The 12,292-nt window shown below is 70.4% G+C and carries 7 protein-coding genes; 3 read left to right on the top strand and 4 right to left on the bottom strand.

What is annotated here, in order from left to right:
• Nucleotides 1–54 precede the first annotated feature (54 nt).
• Nucleotides 55–2,775, top strand: coding sequence for a nitrate- and nitrite sensing domain-containing protein (locus ACFHWU_RS11300; RefSeq protein WP_416590508.1), 2,721 nt, complete (start codon nt 55–57; stop codon nt 2,773–2,775).
• A 5-nt stretch (nt 2,776–2,780) separates the two neighbouring features.
• The gene (locus ACFHWU_RS11295) at nt 2,781–3,194 is read left to right on the top strand and encodes a roadblock/LC7 domain-containing protein (protein ID WP_416553467.1); all 414 of its coding nucleotides are present in this window, start codon (nt 2,781–2,783) and stop codon (nt 3,192–3,194) included.
• Nucleotides 3,195–3,196: 2 nt separating this feature from the next.
• Here the strand turns inward: ACFHWU_RS11295 and ACFHWU_RS11290 are convergent, their stop codons facing one another.
• Both ACFHWU_RS11290 and ACFHWU_RS11285 read right to left on the bottom strand, forming a co-directional pair.
• A complete protein-coding gene (locus ACFHWU_RS11290; RefSeq protein ID WP_416590506.1) occupies nt 3,197–4,729 on the bottom strand; it encodes a protein kinase domain-containing protein in 1,533 nt (510 codons plus the stop codon).
• 123 nt (nt 4,730–4,852) lie between these two features.
• A complete protein-coding gene (locus ACFHWU_RS11285; protein WP_416567700.1) occupies nt 4,853–6,346 on the bottom strand; it encodes a GH1 family beta-glucosidase in 1,494 nt (497 codons plus the stop codon).
• A gap of 916 nt (nt 6,347–7,262) precedes the next feature.
• Between ACFHWU_RS11285 and ACFHWU_RS11280 the strand changes: the two genes are divergently transcribed.
• Nucleotides 7,263–10,175 (top strand): glycoside hydrolase family 48 protein, encoded by a 2,913-nt coding sequence (locus tag ACFHWU_RS11280; RefSeq protein WP_416567699.1) that lies wholly within the window; start codon nt 7,263–7,265, stop codon nt 10,173–10,175.
• A 239-nt stretch (nt 10,176–10,414) separates the two neighbouring features.
• Here ACFHWU_RS11280 and ACFHWU_RS11275 read toward each other — a convergent pair whose 3' ends face one another.
• Entirely contained in the window at nt 10,415–11,521 is a 1,107-nt protein-coding gene (locus ACFHWU_RS11275; RefSeq protein WP_416567698.1) for a hypothetical protein, read from the bottom strand.
• A gap of 94 nt (nt 11,522–11,615) precedes the next feature.
• On the bottom strand, nt 11,616–12,272 hold the full coding sequence (locus tag ACFHWU_RS11270) for a DUF3159 domain-containing protein (RefSeq protein ID WP_416590504.1): 657 nt from the start codon (nt 12,270–12,272) through the stop codon (nt 11,616–11,618).
• Nucleotides 12,273–12,292 lie beyond the last annotated feature (20 nt).

The following is a 12,292-nucleotide window of genomic DNA, read 5'->3' as shown; positions in this document are numbered from 1 at the left end:
GATGGACTCCGCTCCTCGGCTTGGCCGGTGTCGGGGAAACTGCGAGGAGGCGTGGTGGTTGCTCCCGGTAACCCGTACGACAACGCGGTGCCGTACCCCCGCCGCCGCCTGACCGACGACGACGGGGTGACGCCACACCGTCGTCGGCTCCGGCTGCGCCCCCGGGACTGGCGGATGGGCGCGAAGCTCGCTGCGGTTCTGATCGTCCCATCGGTGGCGTTTCTGGTGGTCGCCTCGGTACAGACCAGCTCACTGGTCGGCCAGGCGACGGCGCTCAACGAGTTCGCCCGGCAGGTGCAGATCGGCGAGCAGGTCACCGCCCTGGTACACGAGTTGCAGCAGGAACGCGACCGGTCCGCCGGCGAACTCGCGGTCCGGCAGGCCGGCGTCGGGTTCGACCCGGAGCGCAGCGTCGAGGTGCTGCAGCCACACTACGACGCGGTCGACCGCCGGATCGCCGACTTCCTGGCCGCCGCCGGTCCGCAGTCCGGCGGGGACGCGGCCTGGCAGACTGGCTACAGCCGGGTGCTCGAATCACTGGACCAGCTGCCACAGCTGCGTGATTCCATCTCCGGCGGCGCGGTCGGAGCCGACACTGTTTTCGGCAACTACACCCGGGCCATCGATGCTTTGCTGGAGCTACTCGCCGAACCGTCGCCGGGTCAGGACCGACCGGAGCTGACCCAGGCGGTGCTGCGCAGCGTCCAGCTGGCCCGGGTCAAGGAGCTCGGCTCCCGAATCCGGGCACAGCTGTACGCCGCCGCCCGAGCCGGCCGGTACGGCCCGGAGGACCAGGTCAGCCTGACCGACCTACGGGCGCAGCAACTGACCGCGCTCGCCGAGTTTCGGGTGACCGCGACCGGCAACCAGATCGCCCGGTACAGCCAGGCCGCTGCCGACCCCCGGTTCGTCGCCGCGGTGGAACTGGAGGAAACCACCATCGTCGGTGGCGCCGCCAGTCCGGCGGTGTTGGAACCGGACGCCTGGTGGGCCGCCAGCCAGGACCGGCACCAGCTGCTGCGCCAGGTCGAGTCGAGCGTGCTGGGCAGCGCGGTGAGCCTCGCCGACGCCCGCAGCGACCAGCAGCTGCAACGGACCGTGCTGGTCGCCGGGGCGGTGCTCGGCGTGCTGTTCATCGCGTTGTTCACCTCGGTGGCGATCGGGCGGTCGATCGCCCGCTCGCTGCGTGTCCTGCGGAGCCAGGCGTTGCAGGTCGCCCAGCTCGACCTGCCGGACACTCTGCAACGGCTCCGTTCGGTGGAGTCCGGGATCCCGCAGATCGAGATTCCTCCGGCAGCGGTAGGCACCCGCGACGAGGTCGGTGAGGTCGCCGAGGCGTTCGTCGCGGTGCACCGTAGCGCGGTGACCGTCGCGGTGGAGCAGGCGGTGATGCGCCGCAACGTCAATGCGATGTTCGTCAACCTGGCCCGCCGCAGCCAGGTGCTGGTCGAACGGCAACTGGAGCTGCTTGACGAGCTGGAACGCGACGAGGGGGACCCGGACCAGCTGGATAACCTGTTCAAGCTCGACCACCTGGCCGCCCGGATGCGCCGCAACGACGAGAGCCTGCTGGTGCTGGCCGGCACCGAGGCAAGCCGCCGGTGGAGCCGCCCGGTGGCGCTGTCGGCGGTGACCCTGGCCGCCGCCGCCGAGATTGAGCAGTACCCGCGGATCCGCCACGACGTCGAGGACAAGCTGCAGATCGTCGGACACGCCGTCGGTGACCTGGTGCACCTGCTCGCCGAGTTGCTGGAAAACGCTACCGCCTTCTCCCCGCCGTACACCAACGTGCACGTCACCGGACACGAGTACGCGCCGCAGTCGGTTCTCATCGAGATCACCGACGAGGGGATGGGGATGTCCGCCGAGGCGATCGAGCAGGCCAACGTGACCCTGGCCGAACCGCCTGCCGCCGACGTCGCCGCCTCCGAGCGGATGGGGCTGTTCGTGGTCAGCCACCTGGCCGCCCGGCTCGGGGTACGGGTGCAGTTGCGGCCGGCCGAACGTGGGCTGGTGGCCAACGTGTGGCTGCCCGGCACGGTGCTGGCCGCCCCGGACGAAAGTTCGCCCTACGTCGTGTCGGCCGGCCGTAGTCCCACCGACTATCCGACCAGGGAGATGCGTGCCGTCGGGGCGGCGGTGCGGGCCAGCGCCGGTGACCCGGTGGCCAACCAGCCACCGGCCGCACTGGCTGGTCGTAGGCCGGCGTTCGCCCCGCCGGCCGCTCGTCCGTCGATTCCGGCGGACGAACCGGTTCCGGTCGTGCCGGCGCAACCAACTGTGATCGAGCAGCCGCGTGCGGTACCGACGCTGAGTCCGATGACCGCGCTGCCGGCCGGACCGGCCGCTGGTGACCGGGCCGTGGCGGCCCGGCGCGGCGGCCGCCGACCCACACCGGCGCGGGCCGAGGACATCCTCGCCTCGGCCGGCGGCGCCTCGGCCGGCGGCGCTGCGGCCGGTGGCGGCAGCGTCTGGTGGGAACGGCAGCGTAAACCGGTCGCTCCGCTACCACCGACACCAGTGCCGCCGGTGGTTCCGGTGACCGCCGGGACCAGCAGCAAGGGACTACCGGTACGGGTGCCGATGGCGTCGTTGCCCGTTTCCGCCGAATCTCCCGCAGCTCCCGTCTCGGCGCCGGTCGACGAGCCGGATCCGGATGCGGTCAGCAGCGTGCTGTCCCGCTTCTACGGCGGTGTGCGGCGGGCTGAGTCCGAGGACACCAGCGAAATGACCCTGGCGCCGGCCGGCCGCCGTGGTGAGGAGGAGCAAGAGTGATGACCTTGAGCAAGGAGGCCCGCGACCTCAGCTGGTTGGTGAGCGCGTTCGCGGAGCGCGTGCCGGGTGTCGCGCATGCCATCGTGGTGTCGTCAGACGGTCTGCTGGTCTCGGTCTCGGAACATCTGCCCCGAGACCACGCCGACAAGCTGTCGGCGGTGACCTCCGGGCTGATGAGCATCACCAGCGGCGCGGCCCAGATGTTCGACAATGACGTGGTGAAGCAGACCGTGGTCGAGATGGGCCGCGGCTATTTTTTGATCATGAACATCCGGGATGGTTCGATCCTCGCCACGCTTGCCGCAAGCGACGCGGACATCGGTGTCGTCGGCTATGAGATGGCGCGGTTGGCCAAGCAGGCTGGTGAGATGCTGACTCCGGCGTTGCGCGCCGAACTGCAGCAGGCGCTGCCGCGCTGAACTCAGTCGGCGACGTCCACCATGAGCGTGGTGAGCATGAGGTCGAGCTGGATGGAGATACTGGTTTCCACTGTGCCCTCTCGTCGGTGTCCGGCGAGTCTCGACCTCAGCTCGCCGGCCCGGTGTCGTAGCTGCTCAGGCGTGGCACCTTCCGCCACCGAGACGCGCAACTGGTCGGCCGCGTCGCGTAGGTCAGCTGCGGCATCCGCACGGATCCGCCCGTCGGTGGAGCCGTCGGCCACGAGCAGATCGAACTGCTCCACCACCCGCGCCGCCGTGGCCAGCAGCTTCGGCGGCGTGTCATCCGACCCGGTCGGTGGCCCGGTCGCCTCGGTCACCGGCGCAGTCGCAACCGGCGAGGGCACCGCCGCGTGTTCGGCGGCGGGCAGAGGTGCGCCGAGTACCGCGGCTGCCACGACCGCGAAGGCGAGCAGCGCCGCCGCGCCGGCCCCGGCAAGACCGACCGCTGTCGGGGACAACCGGGCGCGGTCGGTGGGCGGTCGAGCGCCGGCCGGGTTCGCCGTGCCCGCTGGACCGGCCGGCCGCGCCACCATCGCGGCCCGCCGCGGTGCCGGCTGGCCCGGCTGGGTCACCAACGCGGCCCGCCGCAGCACCGGCCCATCCGGCCGGGCCATCGGCAGCCGGTCCACCAAGGTCCGGCCGCCGGGCGAAGCGCCGACCGGGCGCGGGCCGGGCAACGGGAACTCGACCATCACGCCGAGCACCGTGTGCAGGGCGTCGGCGACCTCATCAGCGGCCGGGCGCTGGGCCGGATCCCGGCTCAGGCAGGCGAGGCAGAGGTCGGCGGCCGGGGTGGGCAGTCCGTTGGCGCGGGGCCGCGCCGGCGGGTCCGGCCGCTGCAGTCGGACGGCCGCCTCCCGCCAACTGCCGGCGGGCACGGGTGGTGCCCCGGTCAGCATCTCGTAGTAGAGCGCGCCGAGGGCGTAGACGTCGGCCGCCGGATGGGCCGGCCAGTGGTGCAGCCGTTCCGGTGCGGCGTACGCCGGGGTGCCGAGCAACCAGCCGGCGTCGGGCGCAGGTCGGCCGTCGGCCACCGCGGCGATGCCGAAGTCCAGGATCTTGGCGCCACTGGCGGTGAGCATGATGTTGCCCGGCTTGATGTCCCGATGCACCACCCCGATCCGGTGGGCGGCGGCCAGGCCGCTGGCCACCTGTGCGGTCAACCAGACCGCAGCCTGCCAGGGCAGCGGCCCGCCAGCCAGTCGGGCGGCGAGATTCTCCCCGTCGACCAGTTCGAGGACCAGAAACGGCACCACGTCGGTTTCGATGATCGCTGCCTCGCCGTAGTCGTACACCTGGGTGACGTGCGGATGCGTGATCCGGGCTGCGGCCTGAGCCTCCTTCCGACAGGCGGCCCGTACCGCTGGCGCGATCGGCGGCGTGAGCGCCTTCACCGCGACCGGTCGGCCGAGCAGTTCGTCGCTGGCCCGCCACACCTCGGACATCCCACCCAGCCCGATCCGGTCGACCAATACGTATCTCCGGTCGAGACGCAACCCAGGACCGAACACCATGGTCACAGTCTGTCCTGGTGCGTGTGTGGTTTGGTGCGGTTTTCTGGTTACCGACGGTGAGTTCCACCGGAGGATGTAATCCCGGCCGTCTCCCGCGCGGCCGGCCATGGGGCATCGTCTCTGTCAGATGGCGTTCTCCGAGATCACCCGTCGATACCAGTGTGCGCTCCGCTTGAGGATCCGCCGCTGCGTCGGGTAGTCGACGTAGACCAGCCCCCAGCGCTGCTGGTATCCCTCGGCCCATTCGAAGTTGTCCAGCAGCGACCAGACGTGGTAGCTCTCCACGTTGACACCGGTGCTGATCGCCCGATGCACGGCGGCGAGGTGATCACGGAGGAAGGCAACCCGGCCAGGGTCGTCCACCGAACCGTCCGCCGCCAACCGGTCCGGGGTGGGCAGACCGTTCTCGGTGATCGTGATCGGTACGGTGCAGTACTCCCGGTGCACCCGGGTGAGAACGTCGAACATGCCGTCCGGGTGGATCTGCTGCCAGTCCGCCTCCGAGGTCGGCCAGCGTCGGACCGTGCTGCCGTTCGCGGCGACGTAGAACGGGGTGTAGTACTGGACGGCCAGCAGGTCGATCGGCTCGGCGATGACATCGAGGTCACCGTCGTGGATCCCACCGGCCAGCCGGCTGGCCGGGCCGAGATCGGCAAGGACGTCCGCCGGGTAGCTGGCGAGGAAGATTGGGTCTAGGTACAGCCGGTTCTCGTAGCCGTCGTACAGGCGGGCCGCAGCGGCGGCGGCCGGGCTGCCGTCGGCGGGGTAGCAGGGATGCAGGTTGAGCGCCGGGCCGATCCGGCACGCGGCCCGCTCGGCGCGCAGCGCCTGTACGGCCAGGCCGTGCGCGAGTTGGAGGTGATGGGCGACCAGGTACGCCGCGTCCGCGTCCGGTCGGCCCGGTGCGTGATGCCCGCTGAGGTAGCCGTTCTGTACCACGGTCTTGGGCTCGTTGATCGTCAGCCAGATCGGGACCTCGCTGCCGAGGGCGTGGAACAGGATCTGGGCGTACTCGGCGAAGCGGTACGCGATGTCGCGCTGTTCCCAACCGCCGAGGTCCTGCAGCGCCTGTGGCAGGTCCCAGTGGAACAGGGTGGCCATCGGCTCGATGCCCCGCTCGACCAGCCCGGCGACCAGCCGGCGGTAGAAGTCCAGCCCGCGCTGGTTGGGCTGCCCGGTGCCGTCGGGCTGGATCCGTGGCCAGGAGATGGAGAACCGGTAGCTGTGCAGCCCGAGCTTGCGCATCAGGTCGAGGTCATGGCCGTACCGATGGTAGTGGTCGGCCGCGACATCGCCGGTGTCGCCGCTGCGGGTCCGACCGGGGGTGTGGCTGAAGGTGTCCCACACCGATTCGCCCCGGCCGTCCTCTTTGGCGGCACCTTCGATCTGGTAGGCGGAGGTCGCCGCGCCCCAGCGGAAGTTGTTGGGAAAGTGCAGACCGATCGGACGTTCGGGATCGCTGCGGTGGCGGACGGCCGGGTCGGCTCCGGTCACGCCGGCTGGGTCGGCTCCGGTGGTGCGCCCGGTGCCGGTGGCGCGGCCTGGATCGCCGCTCGCGGCGCGGACGGCGGAACGCTCGGCCCGGCGGTGCAGGTGTCGGCGGGACAGTACGGCCATCGGGCTCTCCTGACAGTGGTGTCCGATCCACTGCGGTGCGGCACGGGCGCGCGGATGCGCCGGTCAGGTGGCGCGGATGGGGGATCGGCGGTGGTGGAACCGGGTCGCGTCGGCCGGACGGCCGGACGGGGTGCCGGGTCGACCGATCTCCTGCCGGGTGCGGGGAAGTAGTGTGGGGACGGGGAGGGCAACCCCCGTCCCCACCATCAGTTGCTCTCACGCACGAGCGGTTTGGCGTCCAGGTCGTGCGTGACGCGCGGGAGCCGGGCCACGCGAGTGGCTCTGGATCCACCTCCTCTCCCGGGTGGTGTCTGCAACTGCCGGCGGAGTCCGGGCTGGCCCGCCGTCAGCTGTACGACCGGTAGCGGTGTGCTCCACCGGGGCGGCGGAGCACGGCAGGTACGGTGTACTCTCACGTGTTGCAACATCCATCGATGGAAGCGCTCCCATCGACGTTGGTTCTGGACTGTAGTCTCCGTCACGGGTTTGTGAAAGACCCAAAACGAGATCGAAACATGTTGGTGGCGTGAGTGAGTTCGTCCGCGCCTGACCTTCACTGGTGAATTGCCTGCTCAGCGTGAGTTCGTCTCGGGTCCGTGGTGGGTTGTCGAAGGTTGCCACTTGCTGCGGGAGCGCTCCCATGTAACACTGTCGACCATCGCAGGTGGGAGCCAGCAGACCACGCGACAGCGGCAGCCGAGGGCATCCGACTCCGTGTCGGTACGGCGCCACGCAGTGAACCGGAGCCGCCGGTCCGGCGCCCTCCGTCGTATGCAGACCCCGGTCCGGGACGGGTCGCACCCATCCGGCGCCTGGCGTCCGACGCGCTGCTCCACGACATCGCCCACCGCGCCCAAGGCGCCAAGCCGAGGTGCACCTCACTGCCTCGGCCTGGTTCGCGAGGAGAACCCCGCACATGAGATTGACCGCGACGAGACAACGGCTGGCAATGCTCGCCGCTGGCGTGATGGTCGTCGGAGGTGTCGCCGCCGTTCCCGGCGTCGCCAACGCGGCCACCGCCTGCGACGTCGTCTATTCGACCAACGACTGGAACAACGGCTTCACCGCCAACGTGACCATCGAGAACCTCGGTGATCCGCTCACCGGGTGGACCCTGCGCTTCACGTTCCCGGGCGGCCAGCGGGTCACCCAGGGCTGGTCGGCCAACTGGACCCAGTCCGGCAACGTGGTGACCGCGACCAACGCCGCCTGGAACGGAAACCTGGCCACCGGTCAGTCCACCAGCATCGGCTTCAACGGCTCGCACACCGGATCCAACCCCCGGCCAACCTCGTTCTCCATCAACGGCGTGACCTGTAACGGCGCGGCGGAGAACCAGCCGCCCACGGTTGGCTTGACGGTGCCGTCGGGGCCGTTCATCGCGCCGGCCGACGTCCCGCTGACCGCGACCGCCAGCGACCCTGACGGCACCATCGACCGGGTCGAGTTCTACCGTAACGGGCTGCTGGTCAACACCGACACGACCAGCCCCTACCAGTACGTCATGGAGGACCTGCCGGCCGGCAACTACACCGTGCAGGCTCGGGCGTACGACAACGCCGGCGCCAGCGCCACCGCCGAACGGTCGTTTACCGTCAACCCGGCCAATCCCGGTCCGACGCTGATCGCCACGCCCTCCTCGGTAAGTGTCGAAGAAGGCGGCAGTAACACCTTCAACCTGCGGTTGAACTCGGCTCCGACGAGCAACGTGCCGGTCAGCCTGGCGATCTCCGGCGACAACAGCATCACCCGGTCGCCGTCGTCGGTCACCCTCACTCCGGGCAACTGGAACACCGGGGCGACGGTCACCGTGTCGGCCGCCGAGGACAGCGACACGGTCAGCGGTACGGCCACGATCACCGCCACGGCGAGTGGTCTGGCACCACTGGCCATCGTGGTCACCGAGATCGACAATGACTCGCCTGGCGGCGACAACGAGTACATCGAGCGCTTCCTGGAGCAGTACGGCAAGATCAAGAACTCGGGGTACTTCAGCCCCGAGGGCGTGCCCTACCACTCCATCGAGACACTGATCGTCGAGGCCCCGGACCACGGCCACGAAACCACCTCCGAAGCTTTCAGCTTCTGGATCTGGCTGGAGGCCAACTACGGCCGGGTCACCGAGAACTGGGCGCCGTTCAACAACGCGTGGACCGTGATGGAGCAGTACATCATCCCGGGCACCGCCGACCAGCCGACCGCCGGTGTCCCCGGTACCCCGCAGTACGCTTCGGAGTACCTGCGCCCCGACCAGTACCCATCGCGGCTGAACCAGAACGTTCCGGTCGGCACCGACCCGCTGCGCAACGAGCTGCAGTCGGCGTACGGCACCGGCGAGATCTACGGCATGCACTGGCTGCTCGACGTGGACAACGTCTACGGCTACGGCCGCTGCGGTGACGGCACCACCCGACCCGCGTACATCAACACCTTCCAGCGCGGCCCGCAGGAGTCGGTCTGGGAGACCGTCCCGCAGCCGTCCTGTGACACCAAAGTGCACGGTGGCCCGAACGGCTACCTGGACCTGTTTATCGCCGAGGACAACGCCCCGGCTTCGCAGTGGAAGTACACCAACGCGCCGGACGCCGACGCCCGCGCCATTCAGGCTGCCTACTGGGCGCTCGTCTGGGCGGAGGAACAGGGCAACGAGAGCGCGGTCGCGGCCACCGTCGCGAAGGCCGCCCGAATGGGCGACTACCTGCGCTACGCGATGTTCGACAAGTACTTCAAGCAGATCGGCAACTGTGTCGGCCCGTCCAGCTGCCCGGCCGGTACCGGTAAGGACTCCGCGCACTACCTGATGTCCTGGTACTACGCCTGGGGTGGCGCCACCGACACCTCGGCGGCCTGGTCGTGGCGGATCGGCTCCAGCCACAACCACTTCGGCTACCAGAACCCGTTCGCCGCCTGGGCGCTGACCAACGTGCCGGAGCTGCGGCCGCGCGGCGCCACCGCGGTGCAGGACTGGACTGAAAGCTTCGACCGGCAAATGGAGTTCTACCAGTGGCTGCAGTCCGCTGAAGGTGCCATCGCCGGCGGTGCCACCAACAGCTGGAACGGCTCATACGCCCAGCCGCCGTCGGGCACCCCGACCTTCTACGGCATGTACTACACGGAGCACCCGGTCTACCACGACCCGGGCAGCAACGAGTGGTTCGGCATGCAGGTCTGGTCGCTGCAGCGGGTGGCCGAGGTCTACTACGTGACCGGTGACGCTCGGGCCAAGCAGATTCTCGACAAGTGGGTGCCGTGGGCCATCTCGCACACCGAGATCGGCACCGGCGGGGACTTCTCGATCCCGTCGACCATGGAGTGGAGCGGCGCGCCGGACACCTGGAACCCGGGCAACCCCGGTGCGAACAACAACCTGCACGTCGAAGTCGTCGGCACCGGTCAGGATGTCGGCGTTGCATCGGCGTACGCCCGGACCCTGATGTGGTACGCGGCTGCCTCCGGTGACACCGAGGCCCGCGACACCGCCAAGGGCCTGCTGGACGCGTTGTACGCCAACGCCGACGCGCAGGGCTCATCCACGGTGGAGACGAGGGGTGACTACCGTCGCTTCGACGACGTCTACAACGCCTCCACCGGGCAGGGTCTGTACATTCCGAACGGCTGGTCGGGCACCATGCCCAACGGCGACGTGATCGAGCCGGGCGCGAGCTTCCTGGACATCCGGTCGTTCTACCTGGACGACCCGGACTGGCCGAAGGTCGAGGCGTACCTCAACGGTGGGCCGGAGCCGGAGTTCCGCTACCACCGGTTCTGGGCACAGGCTGACCTGGCGATGGCCTACGCCGACTTCGGTCACCTGTTCCCGGACAACTGAGACCGGTGTCCGGGTGGGCGGCCGGCCCCGCCCGCCCGGACACCTTCACCACGATTCATCACCTGAACCGACACCGACGTACCACCGTCCCACCAAACGGTTCGACACCGCCTGACGGTGCCGAACCACCGCAGACGGCCTGATACCCACGGTCAGGCCCGCCCGTGGTGGGTCGGCCGGGATTGGCCAACGCAGCGATCCCGGTCGGCCCACCACACCCTTGTGTTCGTCGGCTGAGGTCAGCCCCGGTAGCACCGCCAGCTGTACGCGTCCCGACGACTGCCGACCTCGGCGATGACCGGCTCGCCGTACCGACCGGCGCAGGCCCGGCGGACGTCGAGATCCCGGTCATGACGGGTCCAGGGCCGGACGCATTCCCAGTCGGTGCCGTTGTCCGGCCAGTCGCGCGGCCACGCCATCCACTCGCCGCCGTGCTCCTGTTTGCAGTAGCTGTCCAGCATGCCTCGGAGATCGTCGCTGTTGTCCGGGCCGAGCAGCTCCGGCTCGCCGCCCCCGGGCGGAGCGGCGCTGGACGCCGGCGGGTCCTCCGACGGGGGCGGGGGAGGGGGAGGGGCGGGGTCGGACGCGGGCTGTTCGGGGGGCACGGCCGGCGGTTCGGCCTGCCGCACCTCGGGTGACTCCCCGCCGTCGCCGTTCCCGGCGGCCGGCGAGGTGTCGGTGACCTCCGGCGTGACGGTCGCGGCCGGGGCGCTGCCCGCCGTCGCGGTCGGCGAGCCCGTCGAACTCGCCGGGCTCCACAACAGTCCGTTGCCGGAGACGAACGGTGCCGAGCACAGCAGCGCCACCGCGGCGACCGAACCGGCGGCCACCACCCAGCCGTACCGGCGGGCCAGCGCGATGAACCGGTCCGGCTCGTCCGGTGGCGCGGTCGCTGCCGGTCCTGGCAGGGTTCCCGTCGGTCCCGGCCCGGTGCCGGCCGCTCCCGCTGACGGTTGTGCCGATTCCGCTGCGGTGCCGGTCGGTCCAACCGGTGGTTGTGCCGGGCCGGCGGGCCGGTTCGCGTCGGCGGCGTCGGCAGCGGGATGGACGGCCGCAGGGCGGACCACCGGCTGCTCGACCGTCGGTTCGTCGAACGCGTCAGCCTGGCGGTCCGCGGCCCGACGGCCCCGGCGAGCCGTGGCGCTCGACGGCTGGACGATCGGCTGCTCGACCGTTGGCTGCTCGACCGTTGGCTGCTCGACCGTTGGTGCGTCCGGAACCCTCGGGCCCGGCGGCCGGCCACCGGGCAGCGCGTTCAGCTCGACGGTCGGCTGCGTGAGGGCACTGTCCGCAGCGGAGTCGCTGCGAATGGTGCCGCGAGCGGAGTCAGCAGGTTTCTCGGCCACGGAAACGTCTGCCTCCTTGTGCGGATGCGGTCGGGACAGCGTGTCACTCTAGTCACATCCGTACCGGCCCCGGGTCGTACGGGAGGCCGATTCGTCACCGTAGGTCGGCCGGTAACGGATGGCGTATCCCCGGGTGTCCAGCCGGAAGCGACCGGCGGAGCACCCACCAGCTCACCGCCAGGCAGGCGGCGACCAGCGGCCAGGTCAGCGCGACCCGTAAGGCGGCCAGCGCCATCACCTGGTCGGCGAGATAGAGCGGGACGAAGACGGCCACCCGGGTCACGTACTGCCCCACCCAGACCCAGCTGGCCCGACCGTATGCGCGCAGCAGCGCCGGGTCCCGGCGCCACCGGGTGCGTTGGCCCAGCACCGCGCCCACCACCACGCCGAGCAGCGGCCACCGTACGACGATGCTGAGCACCCAGGCCAGTGCGCTCGCCGCGTTGGACAGCAGCTGCAGCAGGAAGTAATCGGACGCCCGACCGGTGCGCAGCGCGATCACCGCGGCGACGCAGACGGCGATCAGCCCGATCAGCACCGACCGGGGCCGGTCGCGACGCCACAGGCGTACCCCGGCGATCACCACACCGACCGCGACCGCGCAGTACACGCCGACCCAGATTGACTCCCCGCCGGCCACCCATCCGACGCCGTACGCCACCGCCGGCAGCGTGGCGTCGATGGCGCCCCGTCGCCCGCCGAGCAGCTGCGCGAGTGACTCCGTCTGGGTGTCGCCCGATGTCCCGGTCACCGTCCGCCTCCCGCCGCCGT

This window comes from Micromonospora sp. LOL_015 (assembly GCF_048060275.1).
Classification (GTDB): Bacteria; Actinomycetota; Actinomycetes; order Mycobacteriales; family Micromonosporaceae; genus Micromonospora_E.
This window is presented reverse-complemented; position numbering and strand designations above follow the sequence as displayed.